Genomic DNA, 26,923 nt, shown 5'->3' with positions numbered 1-26,923 from the left:
CGTCGAAGGACTTTGCCGATGAGTGCCACCGCAGCCCAAGTAACCCGCCACGACTGGACCCTTGCCGAAGTCCGCGCCCTGTTCGAACAGCCCTTCAACGACCTGCTGTTCCAGGCGCAGACCATGCACCGCGCGCATTTCGACCCGAACCGCGTACAGGTGTCCACCCTGCTGTCGATCAAGACCGGCGCCTGCCCGGAAGACTGCAAATATTGTCCGCAGTCCGGCCACTACAACACCGGCCTGGACAAGGAAAAGCTGATGGAAGTGCAGAAGGTGCTGCAGGCCGCTGCCGAAGCCAAGGCCATCGGCTCCACGCGCTTCTGCATGGGCGCCGCCTGGAAGCATCCGTCGGCGAAGGACATGCCCTACGTGCTGGAAATGGTGAAGGGCGTGAAGAGGCTTGGCCTGGAAACCTGCATGACCCTGGGCAAGCTGACCCAGGAGCAGACCCAGTCGCTGGCCGAAGCAGGCCTGGACTATTACAACCACAACCTCGATACCTCGCCGGAGTTCTACGGCAACATCATCACCACCCGCACCTACAGCGAGCGCCTGCAGACCCTGGCGTACGTGCGCGAAGCGGGGATGAAGATCTGCTCCGGCGGCATCCTCGGCATGGGCGAGTCGGTGGACGACCGCGCCGGCCTGCTGATCCAGCTGGCCAACCTGCCCGAGCACCCGGAATCGGTGCCGATCAACATGCTGGTGAAAGTGAAGGGCACCCCGCTGGCCGAGGAGAAGGACGTCGATCCGTTCGACTTCATCCGCACCCTGGCGGTCGCTCGCCTCATGATGCCGAAATCCCATGTGCGCCTGTCCGCCGGCCGCGAGCAGATGAACGAGCAGATGCAGGCCTTGGCCTTTATGGCCGGCGCCAACTCGATCTTCTATGGCGAGAAGCTGCTGACCACCACCAACCCGCAGGCCGAGAAGGACATGCAGCTGTTCGCGCGTCTGGGCATCAAGCCCGAAGAGCGCGAGGAGCACGCTGACGAGGTACACCAGGCCGCCATCGAGCAGGCGCTGGTGGAACAACGCGACTCCCAGCTGTTCTATAACGCGGCTTCGGCCTGATAGAGCCGCTTTTCTTCATGTAGGGGCGCGCCTGCTCGCGAACCGCCCGGCACCGAAGTGTTCGGGAAGACTGTTCGCGGGCAAGCTCGCTCCTACAGGTCCTCGCCTCGCAGGACCACCGCCGACACGGGGTTGCGTATGCCTTTCGATCTCGCCGCCCGCTTGGCCCAGCGCCAGGCGGAGGACCTCTACCGCCGCCGTCCGCTGCTGGAATCGCCGCAGGGGCCGGAAGTGGTCATCGACGGCCAGCCGATGCTGGCCTTCTGTTCCAACGATTACCTGGGCCTGGCAAATCACCCCGAGGTGATTGCCGCCTTGCGCGCCGGCGCCGAACGCTGGGGCGTCGGTGGTGGCGCCTCGCATCTGGTCAACGGCCACTGCGGCCCGCACCACGAGCTGGAGCTGGCGCTCGCCGAGTTCACCGGCCGCCCGCGCGCGCTGCTGTTCTCCACCGGCTACATGGCCAACCTCGGCACCGTCACCGCCCTCGTCGGCAAAGGCGACAGCGTGCTGGAGGACCGCCTCAACCACGCCTCGCTGCTGGACGCCGGCTTGCTTTCCGGTGCGCGCTTCTCGCGCTACCTGCACAACGACGCCGCCAGCCTCGCCTCCCGCCTTGATAAGGCTGAAGGCAACACGCTGGTGGTCACCGACGGCGTGTTCAGCATGGACGGCGACCTGGCCGACCTGCCGGCGCTCTGCGCCAGGGCCCGGGAGAAGGGCGCCTGGGTGATGGTCGACGACGCCCATGGTTTCGGCCCGCTGGGCGCGACTGGCGGTGGCATCGTCGAACACTTCGGCCTGGGGATGGATGATGTGCCGGTGCTGGTCGGCACCCTCGGCAAGGCCTTCGGCACCGCTGGTGCCTTCGTCGCCGGCAACGAGGAACTGATCGAGACGCTGATCCAGTTCGCCCGCCCCTACATCTACACCACCAGCCAGCCTCCCGCCGTGGCCTGCGCCACGCTGAAGAGCCTGGAGCTGCTGTGCGCCGAGAGCTGGCGCCGCGATCACCTGAATGCGCTGATCGCGCGCTTCCGCGCCGGCGCTGAGGCCATCGGCCTGAGCCTGATGGACAGCCCGACGCCGATCCAGCCGATCCTCATCGGCGGTAGCGCCCAGGCCATGGCGTTGTCGGCGGAGCTGCGCCAGCGCGGCATCCTCGTCGGCGCGATCCGCCCGCCAACCGTGCCGGCCGGCACCGCGCGCCTGCGTGTGACCCTGTCCGCTTCGCACACCGAAGCGCAGGTCGACCGCCTGCTGGTGGCGCTCGCCGAAAGCTGGCAGCGCGTGTCGTCTAGCCTTCTGGCAGAGATTGATGCCGAGGAGGGCGATGATGCGTGACCAACTGATCCTGTTGCCGGGCTGGGGCCTGGGCAGCGCGCCGCTGGAACCGTTGCGCGATGCGCTGCTGGAGCAGGCTCCGCACCTGAATGTGCAGATCGAACCGCTACCGGCGGATACCGATCCGAATGCCTGGCTCGACGAGCTGGACGACAACGTCGCTCACGACGCTTGGATCGCCGGCTGGTCGCTGGGCGGCATGCTGGGCGCAGAACTGGCGGCGCGCCGTGGCGAGTCCTGTCGGGGGCTGGTGACCATCGCCAGCAACCTCTGCTTCCGCCGCCGCGAGGACTGGCCGGACGCGATGGCCAATGAAGTTTTCGAGGATTTCTTCGAGGCCTTTCTGCTGGAGCCACACCTGGTGCGCAAGCGCTTCACGCTGCTGGTCAGCCAGGGCGCCCGCGACCCGCGCACGCTCGCACGCCAGCTGCAGGTGGCGCTGCCGCAATTGAATGCCGAAGGTCTGACCGCCGGCCTGCAACTGCTGGGGCAGCTCGATACCCGCGCCGCCCTCGGTCGCTATCCCGGCCCGCAGTTGCACCTGTTCGCCGCCAACGATGCGCTGGTCCCGGCCAGCGCTGCCGACGCCCTGCTGGAGTGGCTGCCGGACGTCGAAGTCAGCCTGCTGCCCGGCGCCAGCCACGGCCTGCCGCTGGAGCAGCCGGACGAAGTGGCCGGCGCCATTCTGAAGTTCATCCACGAGGGCGACGATGCCTGATTGCAGTACCAGCGCGCTGCCCGACAAACGCCAGGTAGCCGCCTCCTTCTCCCGCGCCGCGTCGACCTACGACGCGGTGGCCGAACTGCAGCGCGCCGTCGGCGGTCGTCTGCTGGAGCTGCTGCCGGCCCACGTCGTGCCGCAGCGCTGGATCGACCTGGGCAGCGGCACCGGTTATTTCACCCGCGCTCTGGCGGCGCGCTATCCACAGGCACAGGGCCTGTCCGTCGATATTGCCGAGGGCATGCTGCGTCACGCCCGCGAGCAGGGCGGTGCGCAGCACTTCATCGGCGGCGATGCCGAACGGCTGCCGTTGCGCGATGGCGCCGCTGACCTGCTGTTCTCCAGCCTGGCGATCCAGTGGTGCGGGGACTTGCCGGCGGTGCTGGATGAGGCGCGCCGCGTGCTGCGTCCTGGCGGCGTCGCGGCGTTCAGCAGCCTGTGCATCGGCACGCTGGGCGAGCTGCGGCAGAGCTGGGAAGCGGTGGACGGCTTCGTCCACGTGAACCGCTTCCGCGCCTTCGAGCAGTATCAGCAGCACTGCGCAGGTAGCGGCCTGCAAGTGCTGGAGCTGCGCACCGAGGACCGCGTCCTGCACTTCCCCGATCTGCGCAGCCTGACCCATGAACTCAAGGCGCTCGGCGCGCACAACCTAAATCCCGGCCGGCCCGACGGTCTCACCGGGCGCGAGCGGGTGCGCGCGCTGATCGCTGCCTACGAGCACTTCCGCCAGCCCCAGGGGCTGCCGGCAACCTACCGGGTGGTCTACGCCGTCCTGCGCAAGCACTGAATCCGGCAAGAGCACCAGAGGAACGCCATGTCCCACGCCTACTTCGTCACCGGCACCGACACCGAAATCGGCAAGACCACCATCGCCTCCGGCCTGCTGCATGCGGCACGGCTGGCCGGGTTGTCCACGGCAGCTGCCAAGCCGGTAGCTTCCGGCTGCGAGCGCAGCCCCGAGGGCCTGCGCAATTCCGACGCGTTGGCGCTGCTGGGTGAGTGCAGCCTGCCGCTGGCCTATGAACAGGTGAACCCCTTCGCCTTCGAGCCGGCCATTGCGCCGCACCTCGCTGCTCGCGAGAAGGGCGTGAAGCTGACAGTCGGAGCACTCAAGGGGCCGGTGCGTTCGGTGCTGGAACTGGGCGCCGATTTCACCCTGGTGGAAGGCGCCGGGGGCTGGCGCGTGCCGCTGGCAGGGGAGGAGAACCTCTCCGACCTGGCCATCGCCCTGGAGTTGCCGGTGATCCTCGTCGTCGGCGTGCGCCTGGGTTGCATCAACCATGCGGTGCTCAGCGCCGAGGCGATCCAGCGCGACGGCCTGCTGCTGGCCGGTTGGGTAGCGAACATCGTCGATCCGCAGACCTCCCGTCTGGAAGAAAACCTCGCGACCCTCGCCGAACGTCTGCCCGCACCCTGCATCGGACGCGTGCCGCGCCTGGCTCACGCGACTCCGGCGGCAGTGGCCGCGCACCTGGACCTGGGCATCCTGGATTTGTAACCGGGCCTTGGCCTGGCGGACTCCGTCTGCTTGAATAGTGGCCACTTGCTGCTTTTTGCTGGAGGCGTGTCGATGGAAATTTCCGGTAATGCTTTCTCTGCGGGCCTGTATGGCGTGCAGAACGGCCAGCGCCGCGTCGACCGCGCCAGCACCGACATCGCCACTGCCGGCAGCGCGCCCAGCGAAGTGCTCAACGACCGTCTGGTGGACCTGCGCCGCGGCGAGCACGAGGTAAAGGCCAACGCCAAGGTCATCCAGGCTGCCGACGAAACGCTCGGCACCCTCATCGATATCCGCGCCTGACCGCGACCCTTTCCCCGCCCTGAATCCCCCCGCGCGGCCGGCTGTCCTTGTGACACGCCGGCCGCTCTGCCATGGGCTTTAATTAGCCTCAGGGCCTCGCTGCCAATACGCCCCGCCGACAGCCCTGCGAGCGTGACCAGGCGGTCGGTTTGCACGCTTGACAAGGGTATGGCGTAAACGTATGTTTCAAACGCCTGTTTGACTGTCCGGATGCGCACGCGCACCGACTGGGCGGCCGGGAATGCTCCCGCACTGCGACCGCAGCAACCGGTCGCCCATTAACCAGAACCCTTCGTAGAGGTTTACCGCTATGCCTGATTACAAGGCCCCCTTGCGTGATATCCGTTTCGTTCGCGACGAGCTGCTGGGCTACGAAGCGCACTACCAGAACCTGCCGGGCGCCGAAGACGCTACCCCGGACATGGTCAATGCCATCCTCGAAGAGGGTGCGAAGTTCTGCGAACAGGTAATCGCTCCGCTGAACCGCACTGGCGACCTGGAAGGCTGCAAATGGAGCCCGGAAGGCGTCAAGACTCCGACCGGCTTCAAAGAGGCCTACCAGCAGTTCGTCGAAGGCGGCTGGCCGAGCCTGGCCCATGACGTCGAGCACGGCGGTCAGGGTCTGCCCGAATCCCTGGGTCTGGCCATCAGCGAAATGGTCGGCCAGGCCAACTGGTCCTGGGGCATGTACCCGGGCCTGTCCCACGGTGCTATGAACACCCTGCACGCCCACGGTACTCCGGAGCAGCAGCACGCTTACCTGACCAAGCTGGTTTCCGGTGAGTGGACCGGCACCATGTGCCTGACCGAGCCGCATTGCGGCACCGACCTGGGCATGCTGCGCACCAAGGCCGAGCCGCAGGCTGACGGCACCTACAAGATCACCGGCACCAAGATCTTCATTTCCGCTGGCGAACACGACATGGCCGACAACATCGTCCACATCGTGCTGGCCCGCCTGCCCGACGCCCCGCAGGGCACCAAGGGCATCTCGCTGTTCATCGTGCCGAAGTTCCTGCCCAACGCCGAAGGCAACGTGGGTGAGCGCAACGCCGTTTCCTGTGGCTCCATCGAGCACAAGATGGGCATCCACGGCAACGCCACCTGCGTGATGAACTTCGACGCTGCCACCGGCTTCCTGATCGGCCCGCCGAACAAGGGCCTGAACTGCATGTTCACCTTCATGAACACCGCTCGCCTGGGTACCGCGCTGCAAGGCCTGGCCCACGCCGAAATCGGTTTCCAGGGTGGCATCGCCTACGCTCGCGAGCGTCTGCAGATGCGTTCGCTGACCGGCCCGAAAGCTCCGGAAAAAGCCGCTGACCCGATCATCGTGCACCCGGACGTACGCCGCATGCTGCTGACCGCCAAGGCTTTCGCCGAAGGCAACCGCGCCATGCTGTACTTCGCTGCCAAGCAGGTCGACATCGTCCAGCGCAGCCAGGACGAAGAAGAGAAGAAAGCCGCTGACGCGATGCTGGCCTTCCTCACTCCGATCGCCAAGGCGTTCATGACCGAAGTGGGCTTCGAAGCCGCCAACCACGGCGTGCAGATCTATGGCGGCCACGGCTTCATCGCCGAGCACGGCATGGAACAGAACGTCCGCGACAGCCGTATCTCCATGCTGTACGAAGGCACCACCGGCGTTCAGGCGCTGGACCTGCTGGGCCGCAAGATCCTCATGACCCAGGGCGAAGCGCTCAAGGGCTTCACCAAGATCGTGCACAAGTTCTGCCAGGCCAACGAAGCCAACGAAGCCGTCAAGGAGTTCGTTGCACCGCTGGCTGCGCTGAACAAGGAGTGGGGCGACCTGACCATGAAGGTCGGCATGGCTGCCATGAAGGACCGCGAGGAAGTCGGCGCCGCATCGGTCGACTACCTGATGTTCTCCGGCTACGCCTGCCTGGCCTACTTCTGGGCCGACATGGCTCGCCTGGCTGCCGAGAAGCTGGCTGCCGGTACCAGCGAAGAGGCCTTCTACCAGGCCAAGCTGAAGACCGCGCGCTTCTACTTCCAGCGTATCCTGCCGCGCACCCGCGCGCACGTTGGCTCCATGCTGTCCGGCGCCAACAACCTGATGGACCTGGCCGAGGAAGATTTCGCCCTCGGTTACTGATCAGCGCCTTGGACGGACGGTTCGCCGTCCGTCTGCTGAACAGCAGGAAGCCCGCCGCAAGGCGGGCTTTTTCGTATCCGAATCCACACAAAACGCCGCAGAAAATGCCATCATTACGCCACTTGCCGATCGACTGACGGCAAGACCGGCACCCACTCTGCGGAACCCTTTGTGCGACCCACGGCCCCTTACCGGATCAGCCATTTCCTCACGCCCCTGTTGCTGATTCCGGCCGGCATCGCCGCCGGCTCCCTGGGCGAACTGTCTGACTTCTTCATCTCCCTGTTCAACGTCCTGCCGACCCTGCTGCTCCTGCTCGGCGGCGCGCTGTGCATGGTCTATGGCCGCCAGCGCCAGCTGTTCATGCTGACGGTGGTGTACATCGCCTATTTCCTGCTCGATACCCAGGTCGACTACTTCCAGGCGCACCGCGTGGTAATGCCGGAAGCGGCGCTGGTGTTCCACCTGTGTTGCGTGCTGCTGCCGCTGCTCTACGGCCTGTACGGCATCTGGCAGGAGCGCATGCACATGCTGCAGGACCTGCTCGCCCGCAGTGCCGCGCTGGTCGCCGTGGCCGGGGTGGCGACAGCACTGGCCAAGCGCTTCCCACAGGGGCTGGCGGAGCTGCTCAGCGACACCTACTGGCCGGCTTTGCACGGCCACTGGATGAGCCTGGCGCAGCTGTCCTACTTCGGTTTCCTGATGGCCTTCGTCGCCCTGGTCGCCGCCTACGTGCGCCAGCCGCGGCCGTTGCACGCCGCGCAGTTGCTGGGCCTGCTCGGGCTGCTGTGGATGCTGCCCAAGGTATTCATCCTGCCCCACGCGCTGACCGTGATGACCAGCCTGGTGATGCTCACCCTGGCCGGCGCGGTGGCCCACGAGGCGTACCAGATGGCCTTCCGCGACGAGCTCACCGGCCTGCCCGGACGCCGCGCGCTGAACGAGCGCTTCCAGCGCCTGGGCCAGCAGTACGTGCTGGCGATGATCGACGTGGACCACTTCAAGAAATTCAACGACAGCCACGGCCACGACGTCGGCGACCAGGTGCTGCGCATGGTCGCCAGCCAGTTGCGTCGTACCGGTGGCGGCGGCAAGGCGTACCGCTATGGCGGCGAGGAATTCACCGTGGTGTTCGCCGGCAAGACCGTGGAGCAGTGCCTGCCTTACCTCGATGGCGTGCGTCAGGCCATCGAGGGTTACGCCATGCACCTGCGCGACCGTGGCAACCGCCCCAAGGACGACCGCCAGGGCCGCGGCAAGCGCGCCGGCAAGGAGGCGCAGACGGTCTCGGTGACCATCAGCGTCGGCGTCGCCGAGCGCGACGGCGAGCGGCGCAGCCCCGAGGAAGTCATCAAGGGCGCCGATGAGGCGCTGTACTCGGCCAAGAGCGGCGGGCGCAACCGCGTGGCCGTGCACGGGCAGTCGCGTCGCGGAGCGGTGCGCACCGCCTGAGCGGCCTGCGTTATGACCGCGCATTCAGCGCGTGCAGCGTGATTGTCCGCATCGTAGCGGGCCGTTAGGTTCGAGTTTTCCGCGCCACGCTGGCGCCCCGAACCGAACGGAGATTCGCGATGCCCGAGTACAAGGCCCCCCTGCGCGACGTGCGCTTCCTCACCGACGAAGTCTTCGACTTCACCGGCCGCTATGAAGCCCTCGGCGCCACCGATGCCACCCCGGACATGTTCGCCGCCATTCTCGAGGAAGGCGCGAAGTTCTGCGAGCAGGTCATCGCCCCGCTGAACCGCTCCGGCGACGAGGAAGGCTGCCACTTCGACAACGGTGTGGTGACCACGCCCAAGGGCTTCAAGGAAGCCTTCGCGCAGTACGTCGAGGCTGGCTGGAACGGCGTTTCCAGCGACCCGGAATTCGGTGGCCAGGGTCTGCCGCCGTCTCTCGGCCTGCTGGTCAGCGAGATGATCGGCGCGTCCAACTGTTCCTGGGGCATGTACCCCGGCTTGACCAAGGGCGCCATGGCCGCCATCCACGCCCACGGCACGCAGGAGCAGAAGGACACTTACCTGCCGCGCATGACCAGCGCGGTCTGGACCGGCACCATGTGCCTCACCGAGCCGCACTGCGGCACGGACCTGGGCATCATCAAGACCCGCGCCGTGCCCAATGCGGACGGCAGCTACGCGATCACCGGCACCAAGATCTTCATCTCCGCCGGTGAACACGACATGAGCGAGAACATCATCCACCTGGTCCTGGCCAAGCTGCCCGATGCGCCGGCCGGCACCAAGGGCATCTCGCTGTTCATCGTGCCGAAGTTCAACCTCGATGCGAACGGCGAGGCTGGCGAGCGCAACGCCGTGGCCTGCGGCTCCATCGAGCACAAGATGGGCATCAAGGCGTCCGCCACCTGCGTGATGAACTTCGACGGCGCCCGCGGCTTCCTCATCGGCGAGGCCAACAAGGGCCTGGCCTGCATGTTCACCATGATGAACCACGCGCGCCTGGGCACCGGCATGCAGGGCCTCTGCCTCGGCGAGACCAGCTACCAGGGCGCCGTACGCTACGCCCAGGACCGCCTGCAGATGCGTTCGCTGACCGGCCCGAAGGCGCCGGAGAAGCCCGCCGACCCGATCATCGTCCACCCGGACGTGCGCCGCATGCTGCTGACCATGAAGGCGTTCAACGAAGGCAACCGCGCGCTGGCCTACTTCACCGCGCAACTGCTGGACATCGAGCACCTGTCCCAGGACGCCGAGGAGCGCGAACGCGCCGCCAGCCTGCTGGCCTTCCTCACTCCGATCTGCAAGGCCTTCATGACCGAGACCGGCCTGGAAGTCACCAACATCGGCATGCAGGTATTCGGTGGCCACGGCTTCATCCGCGAGTGGGGCATGGAGCAGCTGGTGCGTGACTGCCGCATCGCGCCGATCTACGAGGGCACCAACGGCATCCAGGCGCTGGACCTGCTGGGCCGCAAGGTCCTCGGCAGCCAGGGCAAGTTGCTGATGGGCTTCACCAAGCTCGTCCATCAGCTCTGCCAGCAGCACGCGGAGCACCCGCAACTGAAGGCACAGGTTGCCCAGCTGTCGACGCTGAACAAGCAGTGGGGCGAGCTGACCCAGAAAGTCGGCATGGCCGCCATGAAGAACCCGGACGAAGTCGGCGCGGCCTCGGTCGACTACCTGATGTTCTCCGGCTACGTCACCCTCGGCTACTTCTGGCTGCGCATGGCGCTCGTCGCCCAGCAGAAGCTGGAGCAGGGCGCCAGCGAGGCGGCCTACTACCAGACCAAGCTGGCCACCGCCGAGTTCTACTTCAGCCGCCTGCTGCCGCGCGCGCAGGCTCACGTTGCAGCGGCGGAAGCCGGTTCCGAGGTGCTGATGCGCCTGTCGGCAGAGCAGTTCGCCCTGTAATCCGCGTGCCAGACGAGGAGGCCCGCCCCGCGCGGGCCTCCTCGTTTTTCGCTACATATTGTGACCAATCTATAGTTGTGCGGTCACAACATGACGCTTAAAGTCTGAAAAGTTGTTGGAGTAAACTCCGGCGGCGTACCTTCGTGTACCTCCTATTCTGATACCGCTGGCTGCCAGATCAGCCGTCGTTTTCGTTCGAGGATCCATCATGGCTGACTACAAAGCTCCCCTGCGCGACATGCAATTCGTCCTCAATGAAGTCTTCGAGGTCGCCAACCTGTGGGCCGAACTGCCCGCTCTGGCCGAGACCGTCGATGCCGAGACCGCATCCGCGATCCTCGAAGAGGCCGGCAAGGTCACCGGCGGTGTGATCGCCCCGCTGAACCGCAGCGGCGACGAGGAAGGTTGCAGCTGGAGCGCCGAGGGCGTGAAGACCCCGGCTGGCTTCCCCGAGGCCTACCGCACCTACGCCGAAGGCGGCTGGGTGGGCGTGGGCGGCGCGCCGGAGTTCGGCGGCATGGGCATGCCCAAGGTGATCGGCGCCCAGGTCGAGGAAATGGTCAACTCGGCCAACCTGTCCTTCGGTCTGTACCCGATGCTGACCGCCGGCGCCTGCCTGTCGCTGCTCAACCACGCCAGCGAAGAACTCAAGGCCAAGTACCTGCCGAACATGTACGCCGGCACCTGGGCCGGTTCCATGTGCCTGACCGAGCCGCACGCCGGCACCGACCTGGGCATCATCCGCACCAAGGCCGAACCCCAGGCCGACGGCAGCTTCAAGATTTCCGGCACCAAGATTTTCATCACCGGCGGCGAGCACGACCTCACCGAGAACATCATCCACCTGGTCCTGGCCAAGCTCCCCGACGCGCCGGCCGGCTCCAAGGGCATCTCGCTGTTCCTGGTGCCGAAGGTGATGGTCAACGCAGACGGCTCCCTGGCCGAGCGCAACGCCGTGTCCTGTGGCTCCATCGAGCACAAGATGGGCATCAAGGGATCCGCCACCTGCGTGATGAACTTCGACGGCGCCACCGGCTGGATCGTCGATGCGCCGAACAAGGGCCTGGCCGCCATGTTCACCATGATGAACTACGAGCGCCTGGGCGTTGGCATCCAGGGCCTGGCCACCGGCGAGCGCTCCTACCAGAGCGCCGTGGAATACGCCCGCGAGCGTATCCAGAGCCGCGCGCCGACCGGCCCGGTCGCCAAGGACAAGGCTGCCGACCCGATCATCGTCCACCCGGACGTGCGTCGCATGCTGCTGACCATGAAGGCGCTGAACGAGGGTGGCCGCGCCTTCTCCAGCTACGTTGCCATGCAGCTGGACACCGCCAAGTACAGCGAAGAGCCGACCACCCGCAAGCGCGCCGAGGAACTGGTTGCCCTGCTGACCCCGGTGGCCAAGGCCTTCCTCACCGACATGGGCCTGGAAACCACCATCCACGGCCAGCAGATCTTCGGTGGCCACGGCTTCATCCGCGAGTGGGGCCAGGAGCAGCTGGTACGCGACTGCCGCATCACCCAGATCTACGAAGGCACCAACGGCATCCAGGCGCTGGACCTGATGGGTCGCAAGATCGTCGGCAGCGGCGGCGCCTACTGCAAGCTGTTCACCGACGAGATCCGCGCCTTCACCGCCTCGGCGTCCGCCGAGCTGGCCGAATTCACCGGCCCGCTGAACGCCGCCGTGCAGAACCTGGACGAGCTGACCGCCTGGGTCCTGGACCGCGCCAAGGGCAACCCGAACGAAATCGGCGCCGCCTCGGTCGAGTACCTGCATGCCTTCGGCTACACCGCCTACGCGTACATGTGGGCCCTGATGGCTCGCGCTTCGCTGGGCAAGGAAGGCCAGGACGAGTTCTATGCCAGCAAGCTCGGCACCGCGCGCTTCTACTTCGCTCGCCTGCTGCCGCGCATTCACTCGCTGAGTGCCTCGGTGAAGGCCGGCAGCGAGTCGCTCTACCTGCTGGACGCTGCGCAGTTCTAAGCGTTCGTTCTGAAAAGCCCCGCTCCGGCGGGGCTTTTTTATGGGGATATTTCCTTTCCGAAGGGCGCTAGTACGAATCCGTGTAAGCCAAAGCTTACAAACAGCGGTGGTGATCGGCGTCTTTCTGACAAAGGCTTACGGCGGTAACCTTCTCCTCAGTCAGGACATTGCGCAGGAAGCGCCAAAGACAACACGGAAATATAGGGATTCCACCACGGATGGTGGCCTGCATGGACGTCAGGATATCGGTCTGCAAAACCCCGCTTCGCAAGAAGCGGGGTTTTTTCTTGCCTGCGATTCGGTCTGTCTACCCGTAGGGCGAATAACGCGCCAGCGTTATCCGCCGCTGGTGGTCGGGACGGCGGATTACCTGTTCCAGGTTATGCGCCCTACGTAGAAGCTCCGTGCGGGCCTGCGATACCCATCGGGAATTTGGGCGTCACACCGCCCCATCCAGCAACGACCGCAACAGCTCCACCGTCGGCTGCTGCCGCTGCGCATCGCGATAGACCAGCCCCACGCTCAGCGGAATGCGCGGTTCGCTCAATGGCTTCCAGAGCAGGTCCTTGTGCGCGTGCATCTGCCGCGCCCGCCCCGGCAGTACGGTGGCAAAACGGCTCTGCGGCAGGCTGTCGAGGATGCCGCCCATGTGGTTCAGCTCCGCCTGCACCCGTGGCCGCCGGCCGATGGCCGCCAGTTGTTCCTGCCAGATCTGCCGGGCACGGAATTCCTCGCCGAGCAGCAGCATCGGCAGTTCCGCCGCCTGGGCCAGCGAGACCTTCTTGAAGTCCTTCAGCGGATGCTCCGCCGGGATCACCAACTGCAACTCGTCCGGGTACAGCTCCACGCCATGCAGCGCCGGCTGGCGCGGAGGCAGGAAGCCGATGCCGATATCCAGCTGGCCGATCAGCAGGCGGCGCTCGATCTCCACCCCGGAGAGTTCGTAGATGCGCACCTGCACGTGCGGCTGGGCAGCGTGCAGGCGTTCCACCAAGTGCGGCACCAAGCTCGCGTTGACCGTCTGCAGTACTCCAATGGCCAGGCTGCGCGCACTCTGTCCACGGAAACCCCGCAGCGCCTCGCGGGCACGTTCCAGGCCTTCCAGCAGCGGCACTGCATGGTTGTACAGCGTGTGCGCGGCAGCGGTGGGCAGCAGGCGCTTGCCGCTGCGCTGGAACAGTGCCACGTCGAGGTTCTGCTCCAACTGACGGATCTGCTGCGACAGTGCCGGCTGGGAAATCGCCAGGCGTTCGGCCGCGCGCCCGACATGGCCTTCCTCGTAGAGCGCGACGAAATAGCGGAGCTGGCGGAAATCCATAAGGTCTGCTTATCAACGAAACTGGAAAATCGAAATGGATAGTCAGCTATCCAGGCCACTACTCTAGCGCTTGTCCGCTGTCTCAGATGGGTAGACAAAGGTGGAAAGCATCGTCATCCAGGGCGTTTTCATAGGCAAAGTCGAAGAAAGCTGGGGAGGTCTGCTCAGCGATATCGACAAGCTGGAAGCGCATCAGGAAGTCTGGCTCGGTGCCGAAGGGCTGCCGGGGGACGCAAGGCCTGAGCTGCGCCGCGACGGCGGCCTGGACCGCGCATTGCACCACTACCCGGCCGAGCACTACCGCCACTGGCGCAAGCAGCACCCGCAGACGCGCTGGCGACAGCCGGCCTTCGGCGAGAACCTGTCGACCTTCGGCCTCAGTGAACAGGAGGTCTGCATCGGCGACCTGTTCCGCTGGGGCGAAGCGCTGATCGAAGTGAGCCAGCCGCGCTCGCCCAGCTACCGCCTGGCGCGGCGCTGGAATCTCCCCGAGCTGCCGCAGCAAGTGCAGGAGCAGGGGCGCTGCGGCTGGTTCTACCGGGTGCGCCGTTCCGGCATGGTCGTCCCCGATGCACCGCTGGAACTGGTGCAGCGGCACTACCCGCAGCTCAGCGTGGCGAGCTTGCTGGACTGGTACTTCGGCCACCCGCTGGAACGTACCGGCCTGCGCCTGATGATGGCCTGCGACGCGCTTTCCCTGCGCTGGCGCAAGACCGCCGCGCAACGCCTCACCAGTGGCGTGCTGGAAGACTGGACGGCCCGCCTGGCGGGCCCCGAATGTTCGGAGCAGGGCGGCCTGCAGAGCTGAGCCGCACTGTTTCGCAAATGCCCTCGCGCCCGCCCCCGGACGTCGTCTTGGTCCTGCGGGGCGGCTTTTATTACCGCCGCCGAGCCTGTCACAGGGCTCGGCGGCGTTGTCATGCCGACGTAACACCGCGTTCCTAACCTTCCGCCGATAGCTATTACTGACAACCCGAGCCGTCAGAAAGACGGCCGCGCGGAAGGAACCATCTGATGAGCGAGCGTTTCCAGGATTTCCACGACCGACTGGCCGCCTTCGACGACCAGGCGATCAACCCCTCCGGCAACCTGCCGATGAGCGAGATCATCGACGCCTCGCGCCGCCGCCTGCTGAAGAACAGCCTGGTGCTGGGCGCGGTCGGCTTCCTCGGCGGCGGCCTCTTCCCCGGCCGCTCACTGTTTGCTGCCGACGCCCCGGTGCCCACCGCGCTGCTGGGCTTCAAGGGCGTGCCGGTGCAGCAGGACCCGAAATTCGACCGGGTGATCGTCGCCGAGGGCTACAGCGCGCGGCCGTTCTTCTCCTGGGGCGACGCTGTGGTGAGCGGCTCGCCGGCCTGGAAAGGCGACGCCAGCGAGGACTGGAAAGCCCAGGAACTGCAGGCCGGCGACAACCATGACGGCATGCACTACTTCCCCTTCCCCAATGCGCCGGACAGCCACGGCCTGCTGGTGATCAACCACGAGTACATCAACCCGACGCTGCACCCCAAGGGCCAGACCTTCGAGGACCGCCCCGATGGTTCGCGCGGCCGCCCGGAAGGCGAAGTGCGCAAGGAAATCGCCGCCCACGGCCTGAGCGTGATCGAGGTGAAGAAGGACGCCGGCGGCCAGTGGTTGCGCGTCGAAGGCTCGAGCTACAACCGCCGCATCACCGGCAGCTCGCCGCTGGACCTGTCCGGCCCGCTGGCCGGCCACGACCTGCTGCGCACCGCCAGTGACCCCGAGGCCAAACAGGTGCTCGGCACCCTGAACAACTGCTCCATGGGCGTCACGCCCTGGGGCACCTACCTGGCCTGCGAAGAGAACTGGCACCAGTACTTCGTCAACCGCGACAAGGACGACTACGCCAAGCGCGTTTCGCACAAGCGCTACGGCCTGTCCAACGGCCAGTTCAGCAACTACTACGCCTGGGAAGCGGTGGATGCGCGCTTCGACGCCACGCCGAAAGCCGACCAGCCCCATGGCGGCCACGTCAACGAACCGAACCGCTTCGGCTGGGTGGTGGAGATCGACCCGTTCGACCCGACCTCCACGCCGAAGAAACGCACCGCCGTCGGCCGTTTCTGCCGCGAGTGTTCGACCCTCTCGCTGGGCGCCGACAACCGCATGGCGTTCTATTACGGCGACGACACCAAGGGCGAGTACATCTACAAATTCGTCCCGGCCGGCCAATACGACGCAAACAACCGCGCGGCGAACGTCGACCTGCTCGACGAAGGCACCCTCTATGTCGCCCGCTTCAATGCCGATGGCAGCGGACAGTGGCTGCCGCTGGTGCATGGGCAGAATGGCCTGAGCGCCGAGAATGGCTTCGCCAGCCAGGCCGAGGTGCTGGTCAACGCCCGCGCCGCCGCCGACAGGCTGGGCGCCACGCCCATGGACCGCCCCGAGTGGGTCGCGGTGCAGCAGACCACCCGCGAGGTCTACGTCAGCCTCACCAACAACGATGCCCGCGGCAAGAAGCAGCCGGTGGACGCCGCCAACCCGCGCAAGGAAAACCTGCACGGGCAGATCCTGCGCTGGAACGAGGCCGGCGGTGATCCGACCGCCACCACCTTCCAGTGGGAAATCTTCCTGCTGGCCGGCGAGCACCAGGGCGCCAGCGCGCCGGAGAACCTGATCGGTACCATCAACGGCGACATCTTCTCCTCGCCGGATGGCCTGTACTTCGACGCCGCCGGGCGCCTGTGGATCGAGACCGACTACGACGATGACGTCCCGGCGATGCAAGCCATGGGCTGCAACCAGTTGCTCTGCGCCGACCCGCACAGCCGTGAAGTACGGCGCTTCCTGGTCGGCCCGCGCGGCTGCGAGCTGACCGGCATCACCCAGACGCCGGACGGCAAGACGCTGTGGGTGAACATCCAGCACCCGACGCTGAGCTTCCCGGCCAGCGACGGCAAGAGCATCCCGCGTTCCACGACGCTGGTGATCACCAAGGATGATGGCGGTGTGATCGGGACTTGATTACGGGTACGCAAGGACTCGACGGTCCGTAGGGCGTACAACCGGTCATGGTTGTACGCCGTTCAGGCAGAGGAAGGCGAGGGAGGGCAAGCGGCGTCTGACATCGAACGTCAGACGCCCTGCGTTTTGCAGGAGCGGGTCATGCCAGCGAAGCCCTGAGAGGGCTGCATCTCAAAGCTCGACCTCACCTCCGGCCAGCGCGCACAGCTCGGTGAAATCGACGATCTCCGTCTCCCGCCCATCCACCCGGATCAACCCGTGCTTCTGCAGGCGGGTGAAGCTGCGCGAAACCGTCTCCACTGCCAGCCCCAGGTAATCGCCGATCTCGTTGCGCGACATGCTCAGGCGGAAACGCGTGGCGGAGAAGCCGCGCTCGCGGAAGTGCGCGGAAATGTTGAGAAGGAAGGCGGCGATGCGCGAGTCGGAGTTCAGCCGCGAGAGCAGCAGCTTCATCTGCTGATCCTCGCGGATCTTGCGGCTCATCATCAGCATGATCTGGTGCGACAACCCTGGAATCTGCAGCGACAGCTCTTCCAGCTGGCTGAACGGAATCTCGCTGCACAGCGTGCTTTCCAGCGCCTGCGCGGAAACCGGGTAGCTGCCTTCGCCCATCCCGGAGAAGCCGAAAATCTCGGTGGCGAAGTAGAAGCCGGTGATCTTCTCCAGACCCTGTTCGTTAGTGGTGAAGGTCTTGATCGAACCGGAGCGCACCAGGTACACGCTGTGGAACGGGTCGCCCTGGCGGAATACGAAGTCCCCTTTGTGCAGCAGGTGCCCTGGCTTGATGATCGCCTCGAGCTCCATGACCTTGTCGTCGCTCAGGGTCGGCGGCGCCAGCCGGCAGTTCTTGCAGTACGGTTGCGGTTTGATCATCTGATTCATCCATATCCCCATGCGCCGGCCAATTGCGCGCAGTCAAGCGGTCTTCGGGCGCATCGCCCCCACGTAAAACCATAGCAACTGAGCGTGATCTGTCATCCGTCGGTCGCCGCAGAAGCGAAATTGGCCAATGGATTTTTCATACCGGCTTGACCCTTTCTTCACCGCGCCGCCCTCAGTCTCCACGACCATGCGCCAGGGGGTATCGGGGGAGACCGCCAACTCCGGGTGCAGCGACGTGACCGACGCGCGTCTATCCCGCTCATTTCCGGAGACAAACCCGTGAACAACAAACTGCCACAGATCACCCTGGCCTTCTGGGTGATGAAGATCTGCGCCACCACCCTGGGGGAAACCGCCGGCGACCTGCTGTCGATGACCCTCAATGTCGGCTATGCGATCAGCTCGCTGATCCTCATCAGCCTGTTCCTCGTCACCCTCGTCACCCTCGTCGGCCAGCTCGCCAGCAAGCGCTACGTACCCTGGCTGTACTGGCTGGTGATCCTCTCCACCAGCACCGCTGGCACCACCATGTCGGACTTCATGGACCGCACGCTGGGCCTGGGCTACGCCACCGGTTCGGCGATCCTCATCAGCATCCTGGGGGCGATCTTCGCGGCCTGGCGCTTCAGCGGCACCTCGCTGTCGGTGGACAACATCCGCAGCTTCAAGGGCGAGATGTTCTACTGGATCGCCATTCTCTTCTCCAACACCCTGGGCACCGCGCTGGGCGACTTCCTCGCCGACGACTCCGGCCTGGGCTTCGCCGGCGGCGCGTTGCTGATCGGTAGCCTGATCGCCGTGGTGGTGGCGCTGCACTACTTCACCAAGCTGTCCTCGGTGTTGCTGTTCTGGGTGGCCTTCGTGCTGACCCGTCCGTTCGGCGCGACCCTGGGCGACGTGCTGACCAAGTCCCACGAGAAGGGCGGTCTGGACTTCGGCACCATCGGCTCCTCGGCCATCCTCGCCGCTATCCTGGTGGCGCTGGTGGTGGTGGTCAGCGTGCGGCAGAAGCGCGAGGAGCAGGGCAGCGCTGCGGTGCTGTCTTCCTGATGATCTGAAACGCACCCCGTCCGCAAAAGTGCGACGGGCTAGCCTTGTGAAATTTGTTCTGTTATTTTTCATGAAAAATAATCAGAACAATTTCACGAGGTAGCGATGTTCCTGCGTTCGCCCGAACCGGTCGGCACCTACTACGCCGGCGCCAACCCCGAGCTGATCCAGCACCGCGAAGCCCTTCGCGAGCCGCTGGAGTGCGAAGTCCTGGTGATCGGTGCCGGTTTCAGCGGCCTGCACACGGCGCTGCAACTGGTCGAAGGCGGCCGCCAGGTCTGCATGATCGAGGCCAGCCGCATCGCCTGGGCCGCCTCCGGACGCAACGGCGGGCAGGCACTGCCGGGCTGGTCCAGCGACCTGGGCCCCATCGAGGACGACCTCGGCCACGAAGGCGCGCTGCGCCTCTGGCAGGGCATGCTCTGGGCTGCCCACGAACTGCGTGACCTGCCGCAACGCCACGGCTTCGACTGTGACTACCGCATCGGCCACCTGTGGACCGCCGTGCTGCCGCGCCGGGTTGGTTCGCTCTACGACTGGCAGGCCGAAGCCAATCGCCGCTGGGGCTACGAAGGCCTACAGTTCATTCCCCGTGAAGACCTCCCGCAGTGGATCGCCAGCGACCGCTACCAGGCCGGCCTGTATGACCCGAATTCCGCGCACCTCAACCCGCTGAAACTGGCTTACGGCCTGGCCGGCGCCATCGAGCGCGCCGGCGGCCGCATCTTCGAACAGACTCGCGCCCTGAGTTTCCGCGAAAGCGGCAACGGCTATGAAGTGACTACGGAGCATGGCAGCGTGCGCTGCGCCTCCCTGGTGCTGGCCTGCAACGCCTACATCGACGGGCTGGACCGCGACGTCTCCGAACGCATCCTGCCGGTGGGCACCTACCAGGTCGCCACCGCGCCGCTGGGCGAGGAACTGGCCCGCTCGCTGCTGCCGAAGAACTGCTGCGTCACCGACAACCAGTTCGTCCTCGACTACTTCCGCCTGACCCCCGATCATCGCCTGCTGTTCGGCGGCGGCTGCACCTACCTGGGCGGCATGCCCTCGGACATCCGCGCGGCTACGCGCCCCTACGTCGAACGGGTATTCCCGCAACTCAAGGGCGTGGAGCTGGAATACGCCTGGGGCGGGCACATCGACTGCAGCATGCGGCGCACCCCGGATATCGGCCGGCGCGGCGACCTCTACTGGCTGCAGGGCTATTCCGGCCACGGCGTACTGCCGAGCCTGGCCGCCGCCCACGCCGTGAGCGAAGCCATGGGCGGCCGCAGCGACGAGCTTGACCTCTATCAACGCATCCGCAATCCCGGGTTCCCCGGCGGCCAGCGCTTCGCCGCGCCACTGGAAGCCGTCGGCAAGGCCTGGTATCGATTACGGGATTTCATCTGATCCGGACCCTGACATGACCCAGACGGTTGCCAACGAACACCTTGCCACGCTGATCCGCGACCTGCGCAAGCACAAGAACCTCACCCTGGGCGAGCTGGCCGAGCAGATCGGCCGCTCGGTGGGCTTTCTTTCCCAGGTCGAGCGTGGCCTGTCGCAACCCACCGTCGCCGACCTCACCGCCATCAGCGAAGCCCTGGGCGTACCGACCACCTACTTCTACGCCGGCGACACCCGCCGCGAGCGCGACTGGGTGACCCGGCCGAACGACCGCCGCACCCTGTACTACGCCGGCGGCGTCACCGACATCCTCGCCTCGCCGAACATGTCCGGCGGCTTCTCCCTGCTCGACAGCATTCTCGCCCCCGGCGCCACCAGCGGCGAAGGCCACCTGGACGACAGCTCGGAGCAGGGCGGCTTCGTCCTCGAAGGCGAACTGACCATCTGGTACGAGGACGACACCGTCACCCTCTACCCCAACGACAGTTTCCAGCTGCCGCCGCACAGCCAGTTCCGCTACGGCAACCTCACCGACAAACCAACCAGGGTGCTGTGGATCTTCACCTGATTTCCCAAGCCAGCCCGCGAGGGTTGGCTTGGGAAAACGATCCGGCCGCTCCCGCACAAAGGCCCCAGAGAACATCATGAACCGCCCGATGCATCCCGACCTGCTCAGCGAAGTCCGCGCCTTCCGCCAGCAATACCCGGACATCCGCTACGTCGACCTGATCTGCCTGGACATTCCCGGCCACTTCTACGGCAAGCGCTACCCCGTGGACATGCTGGAAAAGGTCGCCGCCGGCAGCCCGCTGAAACTGCCGCAGAACTGCGTGCTGCTGGGCGTACAAGGTGGCCTGCACCCCATCGGCGACTACTGCTTCAACGACGGCGACCCGGATGCGCCGCGCCGCCTGATCCCCGGCTCGCTCAAGCCGGTGCGCTGGGAGAACCAGCCGCTGGGGCAGATGCTGATCAGCTCCGACGGCACCGAGGCGCCCATCGAATTCGAACCGCGCGAAGTACTCGCCCGCGTCATGCAGCGCCTGGAGTCCAAGGGCATTCGTCCGGTGGTGGCCTTCGAGCTGGAGTTCTACCTGTTCGACAAAAAACTGGATGCCGGCCTGCCGCAGTACCCGCGCGACCCGCTGAGCGACGACGAGGACGACCAGCCGAACATGCACATCGAGCGCCTGTCGCGCTTCTCCGATGTGCTCCATGAAATCGTCGAAGCCTCCCGCGAGCAGGGCGTGGACGCCAACGTCATTACCGCCGAGATCGGCCCGGGCCAGTTCGAGATCAACTTCGCCCACTGCGACGATGGCCTGCACGCCGCCGACCAGGCTGCGCTGTTCACCCGCGCCACCCGTGGCGTGGCGCTCAAGCACGGCTACCGCGCCAGCTTCATGAGCAAGCCTTACCTGCATGCGCCGGGCAGCGGCATGCACGTACACGTCAGCCTGTACGACCGTGACGGCAACAACCTGCTCGACCGCGACAATCAGCAGGCCCTGCGCCACGCCGTGGCCGGCTGCCTGGAGCTGCTGCCGCACTGCATGCCGATCTTCGCCGCCAACCACAACGCCTACCGCCGCTACGGCTCCCGCGTGAACGCCGCGAGCAAGGCCAGCTGGGGCTTCGAGGACCGCGATGCGTGCATCCGCATTCCGGAGTCTGACGGCAAGAACCTGCGCATCGAGCACCGCCTGGCCGGCGCCGACGCCAACCCGTACCTGGTGCTCGCCGCGATCCTCACCGGTATGGAGCACGGCCTGGAAACCCGCCAGGAACCGATCCCGCCGCTGAACGAAGACCGCACCAGCGGCATCGACTTCCCCCGCGACATGCTCGGCGCCGTCGCCGAGATGGAAGACCACCCGGTGGTCAAGGAAGGCCTGGGCAGCGAGTTCGTCTTCGTCTACTGCGAGAACAAACGCCACGACCACCTGGATTTCATGAACGAAGTCAGCGCGCGGGAGTACCGCTGGTTCCTGTAACGGCCAATGCACCCTGTAGGAGCGTCCCATGGACGCGATCGCGGGCATGGCCCGCTCCTGCAGGGAACACCAGATTCTCTGAACCCGCTCCGCTGCCCGGCGGTCCATTCCATGCACGAGGCAATCTCACAAGGAGCCACCGCATGGACCTCATCCGCATCCTCATCGCCATCCTTCTGCCGCCGCTGGGCGTGTTCCTCCAGGTCGGTTTCGGCGGAGCGTTCTGGCTCAACATCCTGCTGACGCTGCTCGGCTACATCCCCGGCATCGTCCACGCCGTGTACATCATCGCCAAGCGCTAACCCGCCCGGCTGCCCTCCCAGAAATGCTCCGCCAGCATCCGCAGCTCCGCCGACAGTTCCGCCATGCGCGCTGCGCTGCGCTGGCAGGTACCGACCTTCGCCGCGTTGCTGTCGGCCGAACCGCGGATGGCGTGCAGGCTGCGCTGCACGTCCTCGCTGGCGGCGCCCTGTTCCTCGATGGCTTCGGCGATCTCCAGGCTCATCCGCTGGATCGCGGAGACCTGCTCGCTGATGCGCTCCAGCGTGCCCGCCGCCTGGCCAGCCTGGGCCAGGCTCGCCACCGCCTGGTCGCAGCAGTGCCATAGCGCACGCACCGAATCCTCGGCTCCCTGCTGAAGGTTGCCGACCAGCGACTGGATGTCCCGCGCGGAATGCTCCGTGCGCGAAGCCAGCGCGCGAACCTCGTCGGCGACCACCGCGAAACCGCGTCCGCTTTCCCCGGCGCGCGCCGCCTCGATGGCGGCGTTCAGCGCCAGCAGGTTGGTCTGCCCGGCGACGTCGCGGATCACCTCGAGCATCCGCGAGATCGCCTCGCTGTGTTCCTTCTGTTGCTCCACCGCGGCACTGGCCGCGCGCACGCCGGCTTCCAGCGCAGCGAGTTGCCCGCGGGTGCCGTGCACGTCCTGATGCCCTGACTGAGTGATGCGCTCGCTGCACTGCGCCGCCACCGCGCTGTGCTGCGCGTGACGGGCGACTTCCTGGACGCTCTGCGCCAACTGCTGCATGGCGCTGGCGACCTGTTCGGTCTCGCGCTGCTGCAACTGCGAAGCCGCGCTGCCGCCGGCCATGGCGTCGGCGAGCGCGGCGGAGTGCTCGGCCAGTTGCTGGGACGCATCGGCCATGCGCCCGACCACCGCGGCGGTCTCCGCCTCCAGCATGCGCAAGGCGAAATCCAGCTCGCCGAATTCGTCCGCGCGGCCCGAATAGAGCTGCTGGCTCAGCGGGTTGTCGGCAATCTTCCGTGCGCGCCCGAGCAGCGCGCCCAGCGGTTGCAGGCGCAGTACCAGCCAAGTGCCTGATGCGCCCAGCGCCAACAGGAAGGCCAGTGCGGTCAGCTTGGGCAGCAGCAGCGCGAGAAGAGCGCCGCTGGCCTGCGCCAGCAACAGGCCGAGCAGCAACTGGAGCACCAGCGGCACGCGCGGGCGACGCAATGTCCTGCCCTGGCGCATGCGCGCATAAAGGCGCTCCGCCGCGTCGATCTGCTCGGCGCCGGGGCGTGTGCGCACCGACTGGTACTCCACGACCTTGCCGCCATGGCGGATCGGCGTGACGAAGGCGCTGACCCAGTAGTGGTCGCCGTTCTTGCAGCGGTTCTTCACCAGGCCCATCCAGCTGCGCCCGGCCTGCAAGGTCTGCCAGAGGTGGGCGAAGGCGGCGGGTGGCATGTCCGGATGGCGCACGCGGTTGTGGTTGAAGCCCACCAGCTCCTCGGCGTCGAAGCCGCTGATCTTGATGAAGTCCGGGTTCACATGGGTGACCGCGCCCTTGAGGTCGGTGGTGGAGAGGATGTTGGCATTGACCGGCACGTCTACCTGGCGCCCGGTGACGGGCATGTTGAGCTTCATCGCTGGTGCTCCAGGCGGGTCTGGAAGAGTTGCTCCGGTGCCAGCGGCTTGCTGAACAGGAAGCCCTGGGCGTGGCGGCAGCCTTCGGCGCGCAGGAAGTCCAGGTGCTCCTGGCGCTCCACGCCTTCGGCCACCACTTCCAGGCCGAGGCTGTGGCCCAGGCCGATGATCGCGCGGCAGATGGCGCTGAGCTCCGGGTCGTCCGGCACGCGGGTGATGAAGCTGCGGTCGACCTTGAGGATGTGCAGCGGGTAGCGCTTGAGATAGCCCAGCGAGGAATAGCCGGTGCCGAAGTCGTCCAGCGCCAGGCGCACGCCCTCGGCGGCCAGTTCGCGCAGGCAGGCGAGGGTTTCTGCGCCATCCTGCATCAGCAGGCTTTCGGTGATCTCCAGCACCAGGCTGCGCGGCGACAGGCCGCTCTCCGCGAGAATCTGCTGCACCCGCGCGGCGAACCCCGGCTGCTGCAGTTGCCGGCTCGACAGGTTGACCGAGCAGTACAGGCTGCGATGCCCCTGCCGCTGCCACAACGCCGTCTGCCGGCACGCCTGGCGCAGTACCCAGTCGCCGACCGGGACGATCTCGCCGGATTCCTCCAGCGCCGGGATGAAGTCCAGCGGCGAGATCGACTGGCCGTTGTGCTTCCAGCGCAGCAGCACCTCCACCGCTTCCCAGTGCGGCGAATCGCGGTCGAGGCGGACGATGGGCTGGTAGTGCAGACTGAACTCCTCGCGGCGCAGCGCCTGGGCCAGCGCGCTTTCCAGGTCCAGCCGGCGTTGCGCCTCGGCCTGCAGCTCCAGGCTGAAGCGCGCGTACTGCGCCTTGCCGGCTTCCTTGGCGCGGTACAGCGCAAGGTCCGCAGCCTGCAGGGTGTCGATGGCCTGGCCGTCGGTCATCAGCCCGGTGATGCCGATGCTGGCGCTGACCACCAGCGTGCGGCCATCCACGTGCAGCGGCTGGCGCAGGCAATCGAGCATGCGCTGCGCGACCTGCTCGGCGTCGACCAGGCTGGCCAGATCGTCCAGCAGCACGACGAACTCGTCGCCGCCGAAGCGCGCCAGGTGATCGCCCGGCCGCAGACAGCGCAGCAGGCGCTGGGAGACTTCCACCAGTACGCGGTCACCCACTGCGTGGCCGAGGCTGTCGTTGATCAGCTTGAAGCGGTCCAGGTCGATGAACAGCAGGCCGGACTCCCGCGCGCCGGGGCGGCGCTGGCGCATCAGCGCCTGTTGCAGCAGTTCGTCCAGGCGCAGGCGGTTGCCCAGGCCGGTGAGTGGGTCGTGCCGCGCCGCGTGGCTGAGCTGGTGCTCGCTGGCCTTGTGCTGGCTGATGTCGGTCTGCGAGCCGGCCATGCGCCCGTCGGTGACCACGCCCCGCGCCAGCACCCAGAGGTAATTGCCGTCGCGCTGGCGGATGCGGTATTCGTGGCTGAGCAGCGCGCTGCTGCCGCGCAGGTGGGCGTCGATGGCCTTGCGCAGGCCGGGCAGGTCGTCCGGGTGGACGCGGGCGAACCAACTGGTGCTGCCTTCGCCGAGGTTGTCGCGGGTCAGGCCGAGCATGCGCGCCCAGCGCTCGGAGACGTAGAGGCGATCATTGCCCAGGTCCCAGTCCCAGATGCCGTCGTTGGCACCACGCAGGGCGCGGGCATAGCGCGCCTCGCTGTCCTCCAGCGCCTGGCGCTGGGCCGCGCCGTAGGTGTCGATGGCCAGCGACATGTCGAAGAACACCCGCTTGAGCAGACTGGCGTAGGTCTTGGCTTCGTGGGCATCGCCCATCAGGTCGGCGAGCATCTGGTCCAGGTACAGGCGATACGCGCCCAGGTACCACTTCAGCTCGACGCCGACCTGCTGGTGCACCAGGCCGATGCGCAGGCGGTCGCGCACGTAGTCGGCGTCCTGCGGGGCATCCCAGAGCTGGCGGTAGTAGTCGAGCTGGCTGCATTTCAGCCGCGCCAGCGTGGCCGGCTCGGCGAGGATAGCCCCCAGCGGCGGGTAGTGGCGCAGGTGGTCGTAGAGCTGCTCGATGAAGCGCTGGTGGCAGCCTTCCAATTCGGCGGCGCGGCCGTGGAGATGGCAGCCATCCTCCTCGCGCCACTCCAGGTAACTCAGGCGCTGATCGACTTCCATCGTCGACAGGCCGATGCGCTCGAGCACGCTCTCGAGCTTCGGTCCCAGGCCCATGTTCGGCTCCTTGCGGGTCTGCTGTTTTTGTCGGGCATGAAAAAAGCGCCGGCTCGTCATCCCGTCGAAATCGACGGCGACCAACTCGGCGCTTTGTCTTGCAGGCCCACAAGTCCTGCCCGGCAAAGCCAGCTTCCGCAATGGCGGAACGCGGGTGGTTTGTCTTTTACACCAGGGGGCGGGGCCCCGACAACTCTTGCAGCGCGCCGCTCAGGCGCTGGCGCAGCTCGCCCAGCTCGCGGGAGCGGAAGGCATGGCGGGTGCGCTCCAGCACGCCGATGGCATCGGCCAGCAGCGCGGTGATCTTCCCGGTCTCGCCCAGCGGTGCGTCCTGAAACCAGCGGCACAGCGGCGCCTGCTGGCAGTCACAAGGGCCTTCCATCACCCCGCAGCGCAGCTCATAGGCCGCCAGCAGGGCACGAACCTGACGGGCCAGCGCCGGGTCCTCGGACGCGACAAGCAATTGGACGGGATGCCGGTGGAGAGTCATGAGGGGATCACTCATATCAGGGAGATGCCAATTTAATGGCTAATGGCTATCTGATATTGACCCCTGTCATAGGCTGAGGCGTCTTCCGTCAGAGAGTCGACGGCTGGTGTGAAAGGGTGCTCATTGCAGGGGCAAAAACCGTCGGAACTGTACGTCCTGGCATGGGCACGATGCGGGCTGCGCTGCTCTTGAGGTAACCGGTGCGGTTCGCCAAAGCTCGGATACGAAAAAGCCGCGCATCTGCGCGGCTTTTTGCTGAAAGGGTGGTGGGCCCACACGGACTTGAACCGTGGACCAAAGGATTATGAGTCCTCTGCTCTAACCAACTGAGCTATAGGCCCCCAGAAGGCG

22 protein-coding genes and 1 tRNA gene are annotated in these 26,923 nt (G+C 66.3%); 17 read left to right on the top strand and 6 right to left on the bottom strand.

What is annotated here, in order from left to right:
- Positions 1–18 precede the first annotated feature (18 nt).
- The 10 genes from bioB (at position 19) to IB256_RS14620 (ending at position 12,414) form a co-directional block, all read left to right on the top strand.
- Positions 19–1,077: a biotin synthase BioB gene (gene bioB / locus IB256_RS14665; protein WP_192293690.1), complete on the top strand. Its 1,059-nt coding sequence runs from the start codon at positions 19–21 to the stop codon at positions 1,075–1,077.
- Between the two features lie 138 nt (positions 1,078–1,215).
- Positions 1,216–2,421, top strand: coding sequence for an 8-amino-7-oxononanoate synthase (gene bioF, locus IB256_RS14660; protein ID WP_192403047.1), 1,206 nt, complete (start codon positions 1,216–1,218; stop codon positions 2,419–2,421).
- The gene (locus tag IB256_RS14655; protein ID WP_192293686.1) at positions 2,414–3,139 is read left to right on the top strand and encodes an alpha/beta fold hydrolase; all 726 of its coding nucleotides are present in this window, start codon (positions 2,414–2,416) and stop codon (positions 3,137–3,139) included. Before bioF ends, IB256_RS14655 begins: the two co-directional genes overlap by 8 nt.
- Positions 3,132–3,929, top strand: a complete 798-nt coding sequence (gene bioC, locus IB256_RS14650; RefSeq protein WP_192293684.1) for a malonyl-ACP O-methyltransferase BioC — start codon at positions 3,132–3,134, stop codon at positions 3,927–3,929. Before IB256_RS14655 ends, bioC begins: the two co-directional genes overlap by 8 nt.
- 27 nt (positions 3,930–3,956) lie before the next feature.
- Complete coding sequence (gene bioD, locus IB256_RS14645) at positions 3,957–4,640, top strand: dethiobiotin synthase (protein WP_192293682.1); 684 nt, start codon at positions 3,957–3,959, stop codon at positions 4,638–4,640.
- A gap of 72 nt (positions 4,641–4,712) precedes the next feature.
- The gene (locus tag IB256_RS14640; protein ID WP_081519677.1) at positions 4,713–4,943 is read left to right on the top strand and encodes a hypothetical protein; all 231 of its coding nucleotides are present in this window, start codon (positions 4,713–4,715) and stop codon (positions 4,941–4,943) included.
- A 310-nt stretch (positions 4,944–5,253) separates the two neighbouring features.
- The gene (locus IB256_RS14635; RefSeq protein WP_081519678.1) at positions 5,254–7,059 is read left to right on the top strand and encodes a phenylacyl-CoA dehydrogenase; all 1,806 of its coding nucleotides are present in this window, start codon (positions 5,254–5,256) and stop codon (positions 7,057–7,059) included.
- 171 nt (positions 7,060–7,230) lie between these two features.
- Entirely contained in the window at positions 7,231–8,511 is a 1,281-nt protein-coding gene (locus IB256_RS14630; protein WP_192293680.1) for a sensor domain-containing diguanylate cyclase, read from the top strand.
- Between the two features lie 119 nt (positions 8,512–8,630).
- Entirely contained in the window at positions 8,631–10,427 is a 1,797-nt protein-coding gene (locus IB256_RS14625) for an acyl-CoA dehydrogenase C-terminal domain-containing protein (protein WP_192225439.1), read from the top strand.
- Between the two features lie 208 nt (positions 10,428–10,635).
- Complete coding sequence (locus IB256_RS14620) at positions 10,636–12,414, top strand: acyl-CoA dehydrogenase C-terminal domain-containing protein (protein ID WP_081519681.1); 1,779 nt, start codon at positions 10,636–10,638, stop codon at positions 12,412–12,414.
- 439 nt (positions 12,415–12,853) lie between these two features.
- On the opposite strand, the gene IB256_RS14615 is transcribed toward IB256_RS14620, so the two are convergent.
- On the bottom strand, positions 12,854–13,732 hold the full coding sequence (locus IB256_RS14615; protein WP_081519682.1) for a LysR family transcriptional regulator: 879 nt from the start codon (positions 13,730–13,732) through the stop codon (positions 12,854–12,856).
- 100 nt (positions 13,733–13,832) lie between these two features.
- Here IB256_RS14615 and IB256_RS14610 point away from each other — a divergent pair, with 100 nt between their 5' ends.
- Both IB256_RS14610 and IB256_RS14605 read left to right on the top strand, forming a co-directional pair.
- The gene (locus tag IB256_RS14610) at positions 13,833–14,540 is read left to right on the top strand and encodes an MOSC domain-containing protein (RefSeq protein ID WP_192403045.1); all 708 of its coding nucleotides are present in this window, start codon (positions 13,833–13,835) and stop codon (positions 14,538–14,540) included.
- 206 nt (positions 14,541–14,746) lie between these two features.
- The gene (locus IB256_RS14605; RefSeq protein ID WP_192403043.1) at positions 14,747–16,720 is read left to right on the top strand and encodes a PhoX family protein; all 1,974 of its coding nucleotides are present in this window, start codon (positions 14,747–14,749) and stop codon (positions 16,718–16,720) included.
- Positions 16,721–16,891: 171 nt separating this feature from the next.
- On the opposite strand, the gene fnr is transcribed toward IB256_RS14605, so the two are convergent.
- Entirely contained in the window at positions 16,892–17,593 is a 702-nt protein-coding gene (gene fnr / locus IB256_RS14600; protein ID WP_139791708.1) for a fumarate/nitrate reduction transcriptional regulator Fnr, read from the bottom strand.
- Between the two features lie 330 nt (positions 17,594–17,923).
- Between fnr and IB256_RS14595 the strand changes: the two genes are divergently transcribed.
- From IB256_RS14595 to IB256_RS14575, 5 genes are all read left to right on the top strand, one after another.
- Positions 17,924–18,652, top strand: coding sequence for a hypothetical protein (locus IB256_RS14595; protein WP_192403550.1), 729 nt, complete (start codon positions 17,924–17,926; stop codon positions 18,650–18,652).
- A gap of 105 nt (positions 18,653–18,757) precedes the next feature.
- Positions 18,758–20,047 carry an NAD(P)/FAD-dependent oxidoreductase gene (locus tag IB256_RS14590; RefSeq protein ID WP_192403041.1) on the top strand — a complete coding sequence of 430 codons (1,290 nt, stop codon included), beginning with the start codon at positions 18,758–18,760 and terminating at the stop codon, positions 20,045–20,047.
- A 13-nt stretch (positions 20,048–20,060) separates the two neighbouring features.
- Entirely contained in the window at positions 20,061–20,612 is a 552-nt protein-coding gene (locus tag IB256_RS14585) for a helix-turn-helix domain-containing protein (RefSeq protein WP_192296265.1), read from the top strand.
- 76 nt (positions 20,613–20,688) lie between these two features.
- On the top strand, positions 20,689–22,038 hold the full coding sequence (locus IB256_RS14580) for a glutamine synthetase family protein (protein ID WP_192296264.1): 1,350 nt from the start codon (positions 20,689–20,691) through the stop codon (positions 22,036–22,038).
- Positions 22,039–22,181: 143 nt separating this feature from the next.
- Positions 22,182–22,340: a YqaE/Pmp3 family membrane protein gene (locus IB256_RS14575; protein ID WP_003084988.1), complete on the top strand. Its 159-nt coding sequence runs from the start codon at positions 22,182–22,184 to the stop codon at positions 22,338–22,340.
- Here IB256_RS14575 and IB256_RS14570 read toward each other — a convergent pair.
- From IB256_RS14570 to IB256_RS14555, 4 genes are all read right to left on the bottom strand, one after another.
- Complete coding sequence (locus tag IB256_RS14570) at positions 22,337–23,905, bottom strand: PAS domain-containing methyl-accepting chemotaxis protein (RefSeq protein ID WP_192403039.1); 1,569 nt, start codon at positions 23,903–23,905, stop codon at positions 22,337–22,339. The genes IB256_RS14575 and IB256_RS14570 overlap by 4 nt on opposite strands.
- Complete coding sequence (locus tag IB256_RS14565; protein ID WP_192403037.1) at positions 23,902–26,082, bottom strand: putative bifunctional diguanylate cyclase/phosphodiesterase; 2,181 nt, start codon at positions 26,080–26,082, stop codon at positions 23,902–23,904. Before IB256_RS14565 ends, IB256_RS14570 begins: the two co-directional genes overlap by 4 nt.
- 166 nt (positions 26,083–26,248) lie before the next feature.
- Positions 26,249–26,572 carry a hypothetical protein gene (locus IB256_RS14560; protein ID WP_081520808.1) on the bottom strand — a complete coding sequence of 108 codons (324 nt, stop codon included), beginning with the start codon at positions 26,570–26,572 and terminating at the stop codon, positions 26,249–26,251.
- A gap of 264 nt (positions 26,573–26,836) precedes the next feature.
- A tRNA-Ile gene (locus IB256_RS14555) sits at positions 26,837–26,913 on the bottom strand.
- Between the last annotated feature and the right edge of the window lie 10 nt (positions 26,914–26,923).

Source organism: Pseudomonas sp. PDM17 (genome assembly GCF_014851985.1).
Taxonomy (GTDB): Bacteria; Pseudomonadota; Gammaproteobacteria; order Pseudomonadales; family Pseudomonadaceae; genus Pseudomonas.
The sequence above is the reverse complement of the archived record's forward strand: the minus strand, read 5'-3'. Positions and strand labels throughout refer to the sequence as shown.